The 16,805-nt window shown below is 60.9% G+C and carries 18 protein-coding genes; 8 read left to right on the plus strand and 10 right to left on the minus strand.

Annotated elements, in window-relative coordinates:
- Positions 1-947: 947 nt before the first annotated feature.
- Positions 948-1,622, plus strand: coding sequence for a histidine phosphatase family protein (locus tag AB4N80_RS24170; protein ID WP_122568087.1), 675 nt, complete (start codon positions 948-950; stop codon positions 1,620-1,622).
- A 147-nt stretch (positions 1,623-1,769) separates the two neighbouring features.
- Here the strand turns inward: AB4N80_RS24170 and mnmH are convergent, their stop codons facing one another.
- The gene (mnmH, locus tag AB4N80_RS24175) at positions 1,770-2,873 is read right to left on the minus strand and encodes a tRNA 2-selenouridine(34) synthase MnmH (protein ID WP_305470443.1); all 1,104 of its coding nucleotides are present in this window, start codon (positions 2,871-2,873) and stop codon (positions 1,770-1,772) included.
- A complete protein-coding gene (gene selD, locus AB4N80_RS24180) occupies positions 2,873-3,907 on the minus strand; it encodes a selenide, water dikinase SelD (RefSeq protein WP_460079190.1) in 1,035 nt (344 codons plus the stop codon). The genes mnmH and selD overlap by 1 nt, the downstream gene beginning before the upstream one ends.
- A 297-nt stretch (positions 3,908-4,204) precedes the next feature.
- Here selD and AB4N80_RS24185 point away from each other — a divergent pair, with 297 nt between their 5' ends.
- The 3 genes from AB4N80_RS24185 (at position 4,205) to AB4N80_RS24195 (ending at position 6,620) form a co-directional block, all read left to right on the plus strand.
- Positions 4,205-5,155 (plus strand): nucleoside-specific channel-forming protein Tsx, encoded by a 951-nt coding sequence (locus AB4N80_RS24185; RefSeq protein WP_460079193.1) that lies wholly within the window; start codon positions 4,205-4,207, stop codon positions 5,153-5,155.
- Positions 5,156-5,201: 46 nt separating this feature from the next.
- Complete coding sequence (locus AB4N80_RS24190) at positions 5,202-6,227, plus strand: purine-nucleoside phosphorylase (RefSeq protein ID WP_460079196.1); 1,026 nt, start codon at positions 5,202-5,204, stop codon at positions 6,225-6,227.
- Between the two features lie 111 nt (positions 6,228-6,338).
- Positions 6,339-6,620, plus strand: coding sequence for a hypothetical protein (locus AB4N80_RS24195; protein ID WP_305470439.1), 282 nt, complete (start codon positions 6,339-6,341; stop codon positions 6,618-6,620).
- 5 nt (positions 6,621-6,625) lie between these two features.
- Here the strand turns inward: AB4N80_RS24195 and AB4N80_RS24200 are convergent, their stop codons facing one another.
- The gene (locus AB4N80_RS24200) at positions 6,626-7,078 is read right to left on the minus strand and encodes a DMT family transporter (protein WP_305470438.1); all 453 of its coding nucleotides are present in this window, start codon (positions 7,076-7,078) and stop codon (positions 6,626-6,628) included.
- 2 nt (positions 7,079-7,080) lie between these two features.
- Positions 7,081-7,578: a DMT family transporter gene (locus tag AB4N80_RS24205; protein ID WP_305471171.1), complete on the minus strand. Its 498-nt coding sequence runs from the start codon at positions 7,576-7,578 to the stop codon at positions 7,081-7,083.
- 111 nt (positions 7,579-7,689) lie between these two features.
- Here AB4N80_RS24205 and AB4N80_RS24210 point away from each other — a divergent pair, with 111 nt between their 5' ends.
- The gene (locus AB4N80_RS24210) at positions 7,690-8,622 is read left to right on the plus strand and encodes a LysR family transcriptional regulator (protein ID WP_460079200.1); all 933 of its coding nucleotides are present in this window, start codon (positions 7,690-7,692) and stop codon (positions 8,620-8,622) included.
- Between the two features lie 143 nt (positions 8,623-8,765).
- Complete coding sequence (locus AB4N80_RS24215; RefSeq protein ID WP_460079203.1) at positions 8,766-9,353, plus strand: DcrB/PsbP domain-containing protein; 588 nt, start codon at positions 8,766-8,768, stop codon at positions 9,351-9,353.
- A gap of 165 nt (positions 9,354-9,518) precedes the next feature.
- Here AB4N80_RS24215 and AB4N80_RS24220 read toward each other — a convergent pair whose 3' ends face one another.
- The 4 genes from AB4N80_RS24220 to AB4N80_RS24235 all read right to left on the minus strand — a co-directional run bounded on the left by AB4N80_RS24220 (position 9,519) and on the right by AB4N80_RS24235 (position 13,109).
- Complete coding sequence (locus tag AB4N80_RS24220) at positions 9,519-10,235, minus strand: alpha/beta hydrolase (protein ID WP_460079205.1); 717 nt, start codon at positions 10,233-10,235, stop codon at positions 9,519-9,521.
- Between the two features lie 65 nt (positions 10,236-10,300).
- Positions 10,301-11,413, minus strand: a complete 1,113-nt coding sequence (locus AB4N80_RS24225; RefSeq protein WP_305470434.1) for a M14 family metallopeptidase — start codon at positions 11,411-11,413, stop codon at positions 10,301-10,303.
- Positions 11,414-11,516: 103 nt separating this feature from the next.
- Positions 11,517-12,296 carry an ABC transporter substrate-binding protein gene (locus tag AB4N80_RS24230; protein WP_460079208.1) on the minus strand — a complete coding sequence of 260 codons (780 nt, stop codon included), beginning with the start codon at positions 12,294-12,296 and terminating at the stop codon, positions 11,517-11,519.
- Between the two features lie 378 nt (positions 12,297-12,674).
- Positions 12,675-13,109 (minus strand): rhodanese-like domain-containing protein, encoded by a 435-nt coding sequence (locus AB4N80_RS24235; protein WP_122568079.1) that lies wholly within the window; start codon positions 13,107-13,109, stop codon positions 12,675-12,677.
- A 103-nt stretch (positions 13,110-13,212) separates the two neighbouring features.
- On the opposite strand from AB4N80_RS24235, the gene ftrA reads away from it, so the two are divergent.
- Positions 13,213-14,172, plus strand: a complete 960-nt coding sequence (ftrA, locus tag AB4N80_RS24240) for a transcriptional regulator FtrA (RefSeq protein ID WP_460079211.1) — start codon at positions 13,213-13,215, stop codon at positions 14,170-14,172.
- Between the two features lie 145 nt (positions 14,173-14,317).
- Here ftrA and cobF read toward each other — a convergent pair whose 3' ends face one another.
- Positions 14,318-15,076 carry a precorrin-6A synthase (deacetylating) gene (gene cobF / locus AB4N80_RS24245; protein ID WP_460079213.1) on the minus strand — a complete coding sequence of 253 codons (759 nt, stop codon included), beginning with the start codon at positions 15,074-15,076 and terminating at the stop codon, positions 14,318-14,320.
- Entirely contained in the window at positions 15,073-15,651 is a 579-nt protein-coding gene (locus tag AB4N80_RS24250) for a histidine phosphatase family protein (protein ID WP_460079216.1), read from the minus strand. The genes cobF and AB4N80_RS24250 overlap by 4 nt, the downstream gene beginning before the upstream one ends.
- A 299-nt stretch (positions 15,652-15,950) precedes the next feature.
- Between AB4N80_RS24250 and AB4N80_RS24255 the strand changes: the two genes are divergently transcribed.
- Positions 15,951-16,805, plus strand: coding sequence for a MurR/RpiR family transcriptional regulator (locus tag AB4N80_RS24255; protein WP_122568075.1), 855 nt, complete (start codon positions 15,951-15,953; stop codon positions 16,803-16,805).

Here is a 16,805-nt window from a genome sequence, read left to right on the forward strand (position 1 = left end):
CTTATATTTATAATTTGGCGCATCAAGCTTTAAGCGTGACACCATCAACCAAAGAGCGCCCTGACCTAGAAGTTAGAAACAAGACACACCAGTGCCAGGCTTAACTTACTAAAGGCATACCTGAATCAGATATTTCGTGCAAAACATAAATTCCGAAGACCGCAGCAAATCATCCACCCCTGTAGAGTGGTGAGCCGTAGACACACACCGATGTAAATAATCAGGGAGAGAGTTTGTTAAGACAACAAACATACGCGAGACAATACCCAGGCGTTATCCTAATCATTTTCCGCCTTCCTTGGCTGTCATCTGAACCCAATATTTAGCGGTTGTTGATTTTCCTGTCAACCCTCAACTTTTTGTTTAGGCGAACTAACCATACACAGCGGGCGTTTCAAAGTTATTCGCAAAAGCTACAAAATGTAACAGCACCTTCGCAAATTACTGAGGAGCTGCCAAGCCTCATGCAAAAGATATATCGAAAGTAAGCATCATCAAAAAAGTACAACACCAACATTTTGCAGGTCTAGGTAAAAATGCCTGTCAGACAAATACGACAGTTAATGAAACAAGAGAGCTTTGAGTAGCTGAGAGGCAGAACCTTGCAGTGCCGGACGAACACGAGACTTTGTCAAGGCTGAGGAGACAAGTCAGGAAAAGAAGCTGTGAACGCATACGATTCGCTAAATTCAAATTCCATGGACCCGTCACAGAATTCACATCGGCCCTTCTTAAATCCGCAACATCCTGTCGCTAACATTCGCCCTACCTCCCCGCAGGAGGCCTTACAGTGCAGCCAGAATCGAACCAAAGCGCTCAAAGGGACTCTGAGCAATGCCTCCGAGGAATCAGCGAGGCGTAACGACAGGGAAAACACCCGAGGCCAAGCGCTTCGCGGTGCCAGGGTTTGTCAGCCTGACTCACGCGTGCTGAAGACTACTTATTCGATGATGAACCCACTGAATTTCGCCAGACGTTTCAAACACCGTTCGTGGCTGATGCTACCGACGCTGCTTGTGGTCTGTGGCCTGGTGTTGTCGCTGGAATCCAGCGTCAGCCGCGCCCAGCCAGCCGACGGTGTACAGACCCTGGTGTTCCTGCGCCACGCCGAGAAACCCGCCGGCGGCCTGGGCCAGCTCAACTGCCAAGGCCTCAATCGCGCCATCGACCTGGCCACCCTGCTGCCGGAAAAATTCGGCAAGGCCGACTATGTGTTCGCGGCCAACCCTACCCGCAATGTCGAAGAGGGTGAGCTGGACAACTCCTACAGCTATATTCGCCCGCTGATGACCATCAGCCCCAGCGCCATCAAGCTCGGGTTGCCGGTGAACATCAATTTTTCAGCCAACGACACCAGCGACCTGGCTGACGAACTGCTGCACGACAAGTACCACAACTCCACCATCTATACCGCCTGGTCCCATGGCTACCTGCCGGAGCTGATCAACAAGGTCGCCGGTGAGGCGGTGGGCAAGGAGCAGACCATTACCGAAGACTGGGCCTCGGGAGACTTCGATTCGCTGTATGTGCTGACCCTGACCTGGCACAACGGCAAGGCCAGCCTCACCAGCCAGAGCTACAAGCAAGGTTTGGACAATGGCCAGGAAACCTGTCCGACCTGATCAAAAAGTCGCCACATCTCTTTGTGGGAGCGAGCTTGCTCGCGATGGCGTCAACCCCATTGGCATTGATGTAGCTGACACACCGCTATCGCGAGCAAGCTCGCTCCCACAGGGGTAGCAGTTTAAGGCTGGCCTGAACTTGCGAGTTCACCTGCCCCGGGCCGCCCGCTCGCGCAAATACGCCAGCACCGCCGCCTGCTCCCCCGAGAACTCGATCCGCAAGCCCTTCTTTTCCCGCTGGAACACGTACATCGGGTCGTAATACTCACGCAGCAAGCCCTCGATCCAACCGCGATGCACGTCGACGGCGCCGTTGTGGGCCTGCTCGGCCAGGGCGGTTTCCAGGATGTCCTTCAAACGCCGGTGACGGTCGCCACCCAGGCGTTTGTGGATGTTGTCCAGGCTTGCCAGCAATCGCTCGGAAAACAGCGAGAAACCTTCGTCGCCATGTACCGCGACAAATTCCGCGCACAGGTCAATGACGTAATCTTGCAGGATCCGTTCGACCCGGCGCTCCAGGCTGTCTTCCAGCCAAACCATCGGAACCTGCTGCATGCGCTGGTACAAAGACAGCGGCAAGGCGCAACTGCCGACCGCGCGGCTCTCATCTTCCAGCACAAACTGTTCGATGCCAGCGGCACGTTTTTTCAGCACGTCCACGGCCAGACGGTTTTCGAAATCGATGTTGGAAGGCTGGCCGGTAGCGCGTTTACCGAAGCTCGAACCGCGATGGTTGGCATATCCTTCCAGGTCCAGGCTGTTGCTCAACTGGCCCAGCGCTTCGGTCTTGCCGGTACCAGTCATGCCGCCCAACAGCACCAGGTCACACTGGGCGACCGCATGCTCGACAGTGTCCAGCAAAAACGTGCGCATGGCCTTGTAGCCACCGCCGACCCGGGGGTAGTCAATGCCCGCTTCGTCCTTGAGCCATTGCTGGACGATCTGCGAACGCAAGCCGCCGCGAAAGCAATACAGCAGACCGTCGGGATGGGCCTTGGCGAACGCCGCCCAGGCCTGGATGCGCTGGGCCTTGGTCTGGCCGGACACCAGTTGATGCCCCAGGACGATGGCGGCCTGTTGCCCCTGCTGCTTGTAGCAGGTCCCGACCCGTTGCCGTTCGTTGTCGGTCATCAACGGCAAATTGACCACGCCGGGGAACGCGCCCTTGATGAATTCGACCGGGGCGCGTGTGTCCATCATCGGTCGGTCATGGAGGAAGATATCGCGGTAATCGGTGATGTCATGGCTCATCAAGACACCTCGACCGCGTGACTCTGTCGCTCGACCAACTCGCCAATGGGCTCCAGCGCCAGGCCGAGTTCAGCGGCCACCCGCAGGAATTCGCCCTCGCCTTCGGGGGTGACGGCAATCAGCAGGCCGCCACTGGTCTGTGGGTCGCAGAGCACGCGTTTGTGCAGTTCCTGGACTCGACCGACCTTGCTGGCGTAGCTGTCATAGTTGCGCAGCGTACCGCCCGGCACGCAGCCCAGGTCGAGGTAGTATTCGACACCCGGCAGACGCGGCACCGCGTCATAGCGGATGCGCGCGGTCAGTTGGCTGCCGTCGGCCATTTCCACCAGGTGCCCGAGCAGGCCGAAACCGGTGACATCGGTCATCGCGGTCACGCCGTCGAGCTTGCCGAAGCGGCTGCCAGGTTTGTTGAGGGTGCACATCCAGTCACGGGCCAGGCCAACATCGGCGGCGCGCAGCTTGCCTTTCTTTTCCGCCGTGGTGAGGATGCCGATGCCCAGGGGCTTGGTCAGGTACAGGCGGCAACCGGCGGTGGCCGTGTCGTTGCGTTTCATGTGGCGTTTGTGTACCAGGCCCGTGACTGCCAGGCCGAAAATCGGCTCAGGCGCGTCGATCGAATGCCCGCCAGCCAGGGGAATACCGGCCTCGTCACACACGGACCGACCGCCGCGAATCACCTCCCGGGCGATTTCCGGGGCCAATACGTTGACTGGCCAGCCGAGAATCGCGATGGCCATCAGCGGGTCGCCGCCCATGGCGTAGATGTCGCTGATGGCATTGGTGGCGGCGATGCGACCGAAATCGAAGGGATCGTCGACAATCGGCATGAAAAAATCGGTGGTCGAGACCACCCCGCGTTCCTCGTCGATGGCATACACCGCGGCATCGTCGCGAGACGCATTGCCGACCCACAGCTTGGGATCGAGGTTCTGCGCACCACTGCCGGCGAGGATCACTTCCAGCACCTGGGGCGAAATCTTGCAGCCGCAACCGGCGCCGTGGCTGTACTGGGTCAGGCGAATCGGCTCGCTCATGGACATACCTCTGGTCAGTCAAGGGGTCGATTCTAACAGCAACGCCACCGACTCAGTGCCGTGCCGAGCATTCGCCCGTGCAACACGTTGGTGCCACTTGAGGCGATTGTGAAGCATCCAGCGCACCCAGCCTGACCAATAGGACAGGAAAACCGCTTCAATTCCAGGCTTTTCAAGCCACTGCGAAAAACTGGTACGAGATGTGCAAACGTTTGCGCGATCGATCGCCGCTAGCGGATCGACGGTTTTTTTCAATCACGGAACACGGGCTTCGGCCCGCACGAACAAGGACTTTCCATGCTCTTCACTTCCCGGTATCGCGCCACGCCCGGCCTATTGGCAGCCACCCTGCTACTGACCGCCGTTACCGGACTACTCAGCGCCACGACCCAAGCCCAACCCACCGAGGTGTCCGCCCAAGGCGAAGCCCTCAGTGCTGAGGCCGCCCCTTCGAAAAAAGGCGCCTACCTGTCGGACTGGTACAACCAGGACCTCACGCTCATCGGCAGCAAGGACATCAGCTTCGGCCCGCAACCGGTCGACGATATCTACCTGGAATATGAATACTTCGGACGCAAGGGGCCCTTCGAGCTCTATGGCTACGTCGACATTCCGAAGATTTTCAACATTGGCAACAGCCACGACAAGGGCGTGTGGGACCACGGCTCCCCCGTGTTCATGGAACACGAACCGCGTATTTCCATTGACTACCTGGCCGGCCGCAGCCTGGCCATCGGGCCGTTCAAGGAATGGTATGTGGCGTTCGACTGGATCTACGACCACGGCAGCAACAGTGCCAATCGCGCGAACACCTTGTACAGCGGCCTGGGCACCGACATCGACACTCACTCGAAGGTTAATCTGTCGGCTAACTTCTATGGCCGTTATCAATGGGAAAACTATGGCGCCAGCAATGAATATTCCTGGGACGGCTACCGCGCCCAACTCAAGTACATCGTGCCAATCAGCCAGTTCAGCAATGGTGCTTCGCTGACGTACATTGGCTTCACCAACTTCGACTTCGGCTCGGACCTGCACAACGACAACCCCGCCCGCACCGCCAACGCCACGGTCTCCACCAACGTCTTGCTGTACGCGTTCACCCACGTGCGTTTCACCCTGGTGGGCCGCTACTTCCACAACGGCGGCAACTGGCAGGATGGCAGCGAACTCAACTTTGGCGATGGCAACTTCCGCGCCCGCTCCGATGGGTGGGGATACTACGCTGGCGTTGGCTATCAGTTTTGAGCAAACCGTAGCAGCACCCTTTCGAATCCATGGAGGTCACGAACACATGATCAATCGCCTGTTTGCTTCAATCGGCCTGGCAAGTACTGCACTCTTCGCGGCAACCGCCGGGGCCGCGCCGCCGCTTCAACCCAAAGTGGTGTTGATCACGATGTTCGCCCCCGAGGCGCAGAACTGGATCGAACGCTTGCAGCTCAAGGAGGAAATCCGTCTACCGGGGTTGTCCGCCGAGTACCCGACGATCCGCTGCAATGCCGAACGGGTCTGCCTGCTGATTACCGGCATGGGCCAGACCAACGCGGCGGCTTCGACCCTGGCCCTGGCGCTCTCCCCGAGCGTCGATCTGCGCAAGAGCTATTTCCTGGTGGCCGGGATCGCCGGCATCAACCCGCACCACGGCACGCTCGGCACAACCGCCTGGGCCCATTACCTGGTGGAGTTCGGCACCCAATGGGAGCTGGATTCGCGGGATGTGCCCAAGGATTGGCCCACCGGCTACCTGGGCATCAACACCAAAGGGCCAAACGAAAAACCGCCGCTGGACTACAAGACGGAAGTTTTCGAACTCAACCCGGCCCTGCAGGCCAAGGCCTTCGCCCTCAGCCAGCAGGTGACCTTGGCCGAAAGCAAGGAATCGGCGGCCTGGCGCTTGAAGTACCCGTATGCCCCGGCCAACCAACCGCCGGTGGTGACCCGCTGTGACACCCTGGCGGGCAATACCTGGTTCTCCGGCACGCGCCTGAGCGAACGCGCCGAAGTCTGGACCCGCCTGCTCACCGACAACAAAGGCGTCTACTGCACCACTCAACAGGAAGACAACTCGACTTACGAAGCCTTGCTACGGGCCAGTCGTGAAGGTCGGGTGGACATCAATCGACTGGCCGTGCTGCGGGCCGGGTCCGACTTCGACCGTCCCGAGCCCGGAGGCAATGAAGTGGACAACCTGCTCAAGTACGCCGACCAGGGCGCGTTCGTCCCGGCCCTGGAAAACCTGTTCCGCACCGGCAACCCGCTGGTGCAGGACATTGTGAAAAACTGGTCGGTGTGGAAAAACGGGGTGCCGGGCCTTTGATCTGTCGGGGCTCGGATGGCGGGGGCGCTAATCTCCAGTGTTCACCCGATGGAATTTTCCATTCCTGGCAGGATCACTTGAACATCCACCGAGCGCCCCAGGAGACCGCCGATGCACATGCCCCTTGCTGCCGACAGCACTCACTTCTATTACGGCCTGGACTCGCTGCTTGGGCACCAGACCCAAAGTGCCACTTGCCAATTCGACGTCAAACGCTTCGACGACGCCGAACCGGCGTGGTATGTGCTGCACGTACGCCCACCGCTGCCGGACGACCTGGACAAAGCCCAGATCGTGGTGTTCAGCGCCGAAGGTCGGCAAATCAGTGGCATCGTCCGGAGCACCGAGCGCCTGGACGATGGCAGCCTGCGACTGAACGTCGAACCCAGCTGAGACCTTCAGGCCTGCCGTGCATTGCTGCGATACATGAACACCAGCGCCAAGGCCAGGCAGGCCATGGCCAGGATCCGGCTACCGGACAACTCGATGGCCGGGTTGCCCAGCCAGCCGAAGTTGTCGATCAACATGCCCATGCCCAATTGCCCGACGATCACCGCCACCGTCGCCACGCCAGCCCCCACCCGCGGCACCGCACCGACCATCACCATCATGTAGACAACGCCGAACAACGCACCGCTGAGCTGCCATTTCGGCACATCCAACAAGGTGACCGCGTGGGCCGGTTCGAAAAACACAATCAGCAACCCGGTGGTCACCGTGCCCACCGTAAACGTCAGCAGGCTGCTGCGCAGCACACCGACCGTCTGGCCCAGGCGGCCGTTGATAGCCGCCTGCACACTCAGCACCGCACCCGCAGCGACAACCACCAGCAGTAAAATAAACAGACTCATATTCAACCTCGGGCAATCAGGACAAGGGCCACGACTATCAGTGCCAACGCCAGCCAACGTTCGCCGTTGACCCGCTTGCGGCTCGCACCGAACCAGCCGAAATGGTCGATCAACACACTTTTGCCCACCTGACCGGAAAGGATCGCGACCATGGTCATGGCGATCCCGATGTGGGGCGTGGCGAGTGTCAGCACCACTACGTAGACGGGCCCCAGGAAACCGCCGATCAGTTGCCAGCGTGGCAGTTCATTCAAGGCCGGGCCCTGTTGCCGACCGCTAAGCAGTAACAGCAGGAAGAGAATCGCCGAGCCGACGCCAAAGATGCTCAGGGTGGCCCACAAATGCCCGACTTGCACCCCGAGCGGCCCCAGCAGGCCGGCCTCTACGGACAAGCCCATACCGGCCAGGATCACCACGGGCAGCAATAGCCAGCGCAAGAACGACCGCGGTTGGGCGGCAGCCGTCACCGGAGCGGCCTCGTTCAATGAGGAAACCTGCACAGTCATGACCCACTTGGAAAAGGATGGCCGGCATTATCGGCTGGTGCGTCTGTGCGATAAATGGGAGTATCCAGACAACACTTTTGCGTAGTACGCACAGGACAGCCACCCATGCACGGCCTCAATGAACTTGGCTTCAAGGCGCTTCGCCTGTTTGTCGCGGTGCTCGATCACGGCAGTTTCTCGGAAGTGGCCCGGCGCGAAGGCCTGGCCCCGTCATCGATTTCCCGACAGATCCAGCTGATGGAGCAGGCCCTGAACCAGCAGTTGCTTTATCGCCACACCCGCGCCGTCTCCCCCACTGAAGCCGGCCGCCTGCTGGGGCATCATGCGCGGCTGTTACTGGTGCAATTGGAGGAGGCCGAACAAGCCTTGCAGGAACAGCACAGCGAGCCCTCCGGGCTGGTGCGGATCAACGCCCCAGTAGTGTTCGGCCAGCGCCACCTGACGCCGTGGCTGGGCCAGTTATGCGAACGCTACCCAAAGCTGCAATTGGAGATCCAGCAGACCGACAGTTACGTCGACCCACTGCAGGAAGGCGCAGACCTGCTGTTTCGGATCGGCCCGTTGCATGACTCAGGCATGCAGGCGCGGGTCGTCGCCCCCCATCGTTTCCAGATCGCGGCCAGCCCCGCTTACCTGGCTCGCCACGGCGCGCCGCTCAAACCCCAGGACCTGGCGGCTCACCAATGCCTGGCCTACAAAGGCGTGACCGGCCAGCAGCGCTGGTTCTTCCGCCGCCCGGGCCAGGCCTGGACACCCTACAGCGTCAAGGGCCCGATCACCGGCAACCACGCCGACACCTTGACCCAGGCCGCCGAACAAGGCCTGGGGTTAGTGATGTTTCCGTCCTGGCTGATCGGCGAAGCGTTGCGCAACGGTACGCTGGTCTCGGTACTGGAGGATTACCAGGCCTCCAACAGCCTCGAACCCCAACAGATCGCCATCCTCTGGCCGGGCAGCCGACGCCTGTCGGTGAAGGTCCGCACCGTCATCGATTTCTTCCTGGCGTGTTTTGGCGAAGTGCCCTACTGGGATCGCTGACCGCAGTGTGGCGCTCCTTTATTGACTTCATCACTGAGCATTTCGAACGCGAGGGGCCGGCCAGGCGTTCCTGCGCGCTGGAATCCAGTGCAGCGCCCATGGGATGATCAGCCTCCGAGCACGACCATCCGTGGAGCGTTTCAATGTCATTGCTGAGTAAACAAGCCGCTGCCCTGTGGCTGACGGTCATCGCCAGCCTGGTCGTGGCAACCGCCCATGCGGCCCCGGCCAAAACCACTGGCGATGCACCGGCGCAGAAGATTTCGTTGCTGGGTGGCAAGCTCAATTTCACCCTGCCCAAGGGTTTCACGGCGACGCCACTGCCCGCCGGTGAACTGACCCAGGGTACGGCCGGAGCAACGGGCATAATGTATAGCAATGCCACCCGTAAAACCGTGGTGATCACCGCTGAAAACACCATCGTCAACGGCGCGAATGTGAAGGACAACGACAATGCCTTTCTCGACATCACCTTCGCCGACTTCGCCGTTCAGAAAACCAAAGCCTTGCCGGACGCCAAGATCCTCGGCGAAAAAAGCCTGACCCAGAAAGGCACAGGGCTGGGTCTGCGCCAACTCGACACCAGCGCCACCCAGGGCGGCGGGCCAACCCTGGACACGACGTTGATAGGTGCCTCCGGCACGCGCATGGCGGTGGTGCAGATCATCTCCCGGGCCAGCGACAAGACCGGTCATGAGGCGTTGGTGAAACAGATCGCCAGCGGTCAGTGACGGGCACCGCATAGCCCTCAATCGCGAGCAAGCTCGCTCCCACATTGGCTACCCGACACCCTGTGGGAGCGAGCTCGCTCGCGATGACGTCGGCACAGCCAACTTTGATGCAAGCTGACCCACCGCTATCGCGAGCAAGCTCGCTTCCACAGGGATTTACAGGGGTCAGGGGTTGAGACGCTCCAACCAGGCTCGCAGGTCCTGCACCTCCTGCGCACTGATGCTGTGGCCCAGGCCCAGGTAGGCATGGAATTCCGGTTCCAGTGCCAGGGTCTTCAGGAAGGTGTTGGCCTCGGTGCCATCGTGGTAGGGAATGATCGGGTCTGCCGTGCCATGGCCGATGAACACCGCCAGTGTCCGTCGCGACTCATCGGGGGTCAGTTCCGCCCGCAGCACCGATAGAACTCGCCCGCCCATCGCGGCAATGCCACCGACGGCTTCGGGGTGTCGCAAGGCCACTTCGTAGCTCATCATCGCCCCCTGGCTGAAACCCACCAGGTAGACCTTGCTCGCGTCGGTCGAATATTTGGCCCGGGCCTTGTCGATGAAATCCAGCAGCATCTGGCCGCTGGCCTTCAGGTCCGAGGTGTCACCGTCATAGGCGCCCTCGCCCTTTTTGGCGAACCACTGGTAACGGTCCTGCTCCGTGCTCTTGGGCGCCCGCACCGAGAGGTAGTTGTAATCCCGCGGCAACTCGTCCTTGAGTGCGAACAGGTCCTGCTCGTTACTGCCGGAACCGTGCAGGAAGATCACCAGCGGTCGGTTCCGGGCTTGCTCATCGATTTGGGCCAGGTAGTTGAGCGGCAGGTCCGTGTGCAGCGAGGGTTGGGCCTGCAACCCGGACGAGACCAGCAACAGAAACAGGGCGAGCGCTTTGAACATCGATCTTCCTCCATCGTTTCGATAGCCGCGCGGCAACGCACGTGCGGTGAGGTAGACAGCAGTTATCAGTCGTTGATCAATTTCCCCGTACGAATCGGTTCACGCCCGGCGACTTTTGCCTGCCAGATCCCCGGCTGGGTATAGCGCCCACGGTCCAGGGCAAACAGCACGCCGCTGGTGCCGGCCCGCACGGTGGTGACCCGATCACTCAACGGATCGACCACTTCGAACAGCGGATCGCCCCGCTCCACCCATTCGCCAGCCTCCCGCAGGAAACTCACCACGCCATGGTGCGGCGCGAACAGGTATTGGGTGCCTTCGAACGGGAAGCCTTCACAGCACTGCGCCGGCGCCGGCAGCCACTCCCCGGCGATGAAACCTTGCTCGGCCAGAAACCCGAGGATGGCTTCACAATTGGCCTGGGCCTGCTCCACCCGGGTATCGCCCATGCTGCCCAGTTCCAGGGTCGTCGCCAGGTTCGCCGCAGGGATCGCCGCCATGGGAAAGGCCTTGGCCAAACGCAACCAGGGCGAGGAGCAGGACTCGTCGAACGAACTGCCGCCCGAATCCTCGCACAACAACGCCACACCGGCTTTCAAGCGTGCGGCCAGGGAGCGCCATTGCGGCCACTGCTGCGGCAAGGCGTACAAGTGGATCGCCGCCTCGAAATCACAATGCAGGTCCAGGGTGATGTCGGCGTCGCAGGCATGGCGCAGCAGCAGGCGATGCAGCGCTTCGAGTTGCGAAGGCGGTGCTGGCAAGTCATCGAGTACCTCAGCCATGGTCTGGCGGATCAGGGTGATATTGGCGGCCGGGTCGTCACCCAAGCGATCACCGATGCGTTGCGCCACCGGTGCGCTCAGCTCCACGAAGGAACGGTTGAAATTCTTGCCGCTGCCCAGTTCGAAACGCCCCATGTGGGCGCTTTGCAGATGTTGATCCAGGCCAATGGGGTTGGCCACCGGCACCAGTTCGATCACACCTTTGAGCAAGCCCTGGGCCTCAAGATCGTTGAGCCGCTGCTTCAGCTCCCAGGCGGTGCGCATGCCCGGCAGTTCATCGGCGTGCAGGCTGGCCTGGATGTAGGCCTTGCGCGGCCCATGGCCGTAACGAAACACACTGAGTCGGCGCTCGGTGCCCAGGTGGCTCCATGGCAAGGTATGGTCGATGCGTTGCATGAGGGGCTCCGAATGGCGGCATTACGATAGGCGCAGGGTAAACAATCGCCCATGAAAAAGGTGGCCGGCCGGGTCAATGGCGGGCCACCTTGGGGTTCAGCGATTAATGGCCGTAGACGTCAAAGGCGAAGTATTTGTCCTGCACCTTCTTGTATGTGCCGTTGGCGCGGATTTCGGTGATGGCCGCGTTGAACTGATCGGCCAGGGCCTTATCGCCCTTGCGCACCGCAATGCCAGCACCGCCGCCGAAGTATTTCGCGTCTTCATAGGTCGGGCCGACGAAGGCAAAGCCTTTGCCGGCGTCGGTTTTCAGGAAACCTTCGTCGAGGTTGACCGAGTCGGCCAGCATGGCGTCGAGTCGGCCGGCGACCATGTCCAGGTTGGCTTCCTGCTGGGAGCTGTAGCGCACCAGGTCGATACCGGCAGGCACCAGCACTTCGGTGGCGAAACGGTCATGGGTACTGGCGCGCAGCACACCGACTTTCTTGCCCTTGAGCTCTGCCAATGGATCCTTGACGTTGGAGCCTTCCTTCATCACGAAGCGCGCCGGGGTGTGGTAGTACTTGATGGTGAAATCGACGTTTTTCTTGCGATCGTCGGTGATGGTCATGGACGACAGGATCGCGTCGATTTTCTTCACTTTCAGCGCAGGGATCAGACCGTCGAACTCCTGCTCGACCCAGACGCACTTGACCTTCATCTGTGCGCAGAGCGCATCACCGATATCGACATCGAAGCCGGCCAGCTTGCCGTCGGGGGTTTTCATCGAAAAAGGCGGGTAACCGGCTTCGATCCCGAGGCGGATCGGCTTGGCGTCTTCGGCCACGGCCGACAGGGACAACACGGACAGTGCCAGGGCACCGAACATGGCTAGCTTCTTCATTTTCGCTCCTGAGTGTGCAGGTATTTTATTGGATCGTTATGGGCAGATTCGTCGGCAGTGTTCGGTCAGCAAAAACCGAAGTGGCCGGGAGTCTAGAGGGGCACTCAGGAGGGGAATTATGTTGAAGCGACAAATAGTTATAAAAACAGCCAGGTGCGGCTGGCGGTCAGAGGATTTGCGAAAAACCTGACAGGTAAACATCCCCGGGACAGGCAAATACCCCTGTGGCGAGGGAGCTTGCTCCCGCTGGGCTGCGCAGCAGCCCTTGATGTCCGTCAGATGAAGGCATCGTCACCCTTATTAGGGCCGCTGCGCGCCCCAGCGGGAGCAAGCTCCCTCGCCACAAAAGCCTGTTTGCAATCTGCTTGTGACGCAGAATCAACAGTCGCAGCGGATCGCCTCGTCCGCCACGCGCTCCACCGAGCCGGTCAGGCGAAAGCCTTCATCGAGCCAACCCATGACGCCACCGATCATTTCCTTGACCGGGTAACCCAACGTTGCCAGACGCACCGCCGCCTTGTTCGCGCCATTGCAATGGGGACCGGCGCAATACACCACGAACAGGGTGGTCTTGGCATAGGCGGCCAGCGCCTGGGCGGTGAGCGTGCGGGTCGGCAGGTTGATCGCCCCGGGTACGTGACCGCGCTCATAGGCCAGCGGTCCGCGTACGTCCACCAGCACAAAATCGACGCTGCCGGCCTGTTGGCTGGCGTGAACGTCGGAACAATCCGTTTCGAATGACAGACGACGGCTGAAATGCTGCAGGGCGATATCGGCAGGGGCGGCAGGCACTTCGCGAACCAGGCTGGTCATGGGGATGTACTCCAGGGGTAGAGAAAGGCATGAAGAGACTTTATCCCCCCGATGCTTGCCGCTACAGTGGCGTACAAGACACTCTGTGGGAACTTTCCGACAAATGCAGCCTTTCCCGGGTCTGGTCGCGATCCTCGCCTACGACGGCCTGTGCACCTTCGAATTCGGTGTCGCCGTCGAGATTTTCGGATTGGAGCGCCCGGAATTCGATTTCCCTTGGTACGAACATCGGATCGTCGCGGTCGATGACGGCCCGATGCGCGCCATGGGCGGCTTCCAGGTATTGGCCGATGGCGGCATGGAACTGCTCGAAACCGCCCGGACCATTGTCGTGCCAGGCTGGCGCAGCCGCAGCGAGCCCCCCTCCCCGGCGTTGCTCGACGCGCTACGCCGGGCCCACGCCCGTGGTGCGCGCCTGCTGTCCATCTGTTCCGGGGCCTTCGTACTGGCCGCCGCAGGGCTGCTCGATGGCCTGGGCGCCACGACTCACTGGCGCTACACCGACGAGTTGGCCGAGAGCTTTCCCGCCGTTCGGGTCGACCCGGATGTGCTGTATGTCGACTCAGGACAGGTCATCACTTCGGCGGGCAGCGCCGCCGGCATCGACGCCTGCCTGCACCTGGTGGCACGGGACTATGGCGTCCAGGTCGCCAACACGGTGGCGCGCCGGTTGGTGATGTCGCCGCAACGTACGGGCGGCCAGGCGCAGTTCATTCCCTCGCCGGTCAGCCGTACGCCACGCAGCGACCTGTCGAGTGTCATGCAATGGGCCCGCGAGCGCCTGCACGAGCCTCTTGGCGTGCGCGAACTGGCCAGCCAGGCGGCCATGAGTGAACGCACCTTCCTGCGCCATTTCACCCAAGCCTGCGGCGTGTCGCCCAAGGCCTGGCTGCAACACGAACGCCTGGCCCGGGCCCGCGAGTTGCTGGAAAGCACCGGGAACAACACCGACAACATCGCGCAACTGTGTGGCTACCGCTCGGTGGAGAGCTTTCGCGTGGCGTTTCGCAGCGTGGTGGGGTTGGCGCCGTCGGTGTATCGGGAGCGGTTTGGGCGGGGATAAATAGCCTACTGGTGATGAGGGCATTTATGTGGGAGCAAAGCTTGCTCGCGATATGAGCGCCTCGATTTCTGGAAGACCGCATCGCCTGTATCGCGGGCAAGCCTTGCTCCCACATGCCCTCTCGCCACAGGTTGATGTGCAAGCGTCATTGAGGTTTACGCAACAAATAAGTATCCATGATCCAGCCATTGGCCTTTCGCGCGGCCTTGCGGGTGCGCTCGATGTCATCGGCCACATCCCCCAGCCGCCCGGCAATGAGGATTTCATCCGGTGTCCCCACATAGGCGCCCCAGTAAATCTGCGTATCGGGATCACTCACCTGGCGGTAGGCGTCCTCGGCATCGAGCATCACCACCACGCTCGCCGCATCGCCCACCTGCCCCGCCGCCAAGCGGCGTCCGGTGGTGATTTCCAGCGAACCGCCAATGCTGTTCAACGGCACTTTGTGCCGGGCGGCCAGGGCCTGGACACTGGTGATACCAGGGACCACCTCGAATTCAAAATCGCAGCGGCCCGCGTCGAGCATCGCCTGCAAGATACGCACGGTACTGTCGTACAACGCCGGATCGCCCCACACCAGAAAACCACCTCGCTGCCCGTCGGACAGTTCTCCATCGATCAAGCGTTCGAAGGTGGCTTGTTTGGCGCGGTTCAGCGCTTCGACGCTGTCCTTGTAGTCCAGCTCGCCGCGTTGGCGCTCCGGGCTGTAGGCTTCGACGAAACGGTAGGTGCGATCAACGATGTAGCGTCGACAGATTTCGCGCCGCAGGTCCAACAGCTTGTCCTTGGCAGGGCCCTTGTCCATGAGGAAGACCACGTCCAAGCGGTTCAAGGCTTTGACTGCCTGCATCGTCAGGTGATCCGGATCGCCTGCCCCAATGCCAATGACTGACAACTTCTTCATCGCGGCGACTCCTGGCCAGGTCCCTCGGCGCGCAATCGCCATACGCCGTTGAAACGCAACTCAAGGGTGGACAACGGTTCAATGTCGATCCGGTTGAATGTGGCGGCCGGGCAGCCCAAGACATTCATCAAGGCTGCGCGGATCACAAAAGGGTGGGTGACGGCCAGCAGGTGCCCCGGTCGGGTTTCCAGGCGGGTCAGCCAGTCTCCGACACGCCGACACAACTGGACGACGGACTCCCCACCATGGGGGGCCGCCTCGGCATCATCGAGCCAGGTTTGCAGGGCGTGCGGTTCAACCTTGAGCAATTCATCGATGGACGACCCGCGCCAGCGTCCCAGATCGCAATCGGCCAGGGCCGGGTCCACCTGGGGCTCGTCGCCGAACAGCGCGGCGGTCTGGCGGGTGCGCAGTTCCGGCCCGCACAGCAGTTGCCGGACGTTTCGATAGCCGTGCTCGACCTGCCCACGGCGCGCCAGCCAGTCGGCGTCCAGCGCTTCGTCCAGACCGAAGTGCGCCAACTTCTGGGCGGCGGTGCGGGCATGGCAGATCAACGTCAGGCGAGTGGTTTGCACACTGGATTCTCGGGTAATCGAACGGGTCCCATGGGCGGGATATTCACAGGTTTAGTTGTACAGCACCTTATACGAAATCAAATAAGTGAGACAAAAAGGCGTTATGTCCCACATATCCAGAAGTATCGACTGACATATCGGTTCCACCTGGCCGCGGCCAACTCCTACAAGGCTTTCGCACAATTCTGGAGCATTTTAAACGGAACGTAAAAACCACTGGACATGTAGCACCAGCTACATAAATACTGTTTTCAGGAGTTATGAAAGAAAACCAACATTCATCCAGGCAAGGAGCACGGATGCCGCCCCTCAGAGACCTGATTACCGATCCCGGCCTGATTTTGACGCCGTCGGAACGCAAGGTCGTACGTGCCCTGCTCGATCACTACCCACGCAATGGCCTCGGTCCGATGTCACGTCTGGCAGACCATGCCGGCGTCAGCGACCCGACCATCGTGCGGCTGGTGAAAAAACTCGGGTTTGGCGGTTATGCCGAATTCCAGGATGCACTGCTCAGTGACATGGACCATCGCCTGCGCTCCCCTCGCACGCTGTTGCAACCGCGGGCCAAATTGCAGCAAGGCGATACCTGGAGCCAGTACCTGGCCGCCAGCCAACGCAACCTCGTCGACACCCAGGCCCTGACCCAACCCGAAGACGTGCGCATTCTCGTGCAGTGGTTGCTCGACAGCCGCCATCAGGTGCATTGCTTCGGCGGGCGCTTCAGCAGCTTCCTGGCCCACTACCTGCTCAACCATTTGCGATTGCTGCGCGCCGACTGTTTTGCCCTGGAAGATAACGCCCAGCTACCTGACCGGCTGTTCGACGTGCAGCGCCAGGACGTGGTGCTGATTTTCGATTACCGCCGCTACCAGGCCCAAGCCCTGCGTGTGGCCAGCGCGGCCAAGGCGCGGCACGCCCGGGTGGTGCTGTTCAGCGACGTCTATGCTTCGCCGTTGCGCGAGCTGGCCGACCTGATCATCAGCGCCCCGGTGGAATCGGTCTCGGCCTTCGACAGCCTGGTGCCGGCGCTGGCCCAGGTCGAAGCCCTGATCGCCTGCCTGACCCTGCAATGCCCCGAGCTGGCCGAACGCCTGGAAGGCATCGACGCCTTGCGCACGGAATTCAACACGCACCTGTTGGAGGAAAAATAA

The sequence above is a fragment of the Pseudomonas sp. H3_A02 genome, assembly GCF_054671965.1.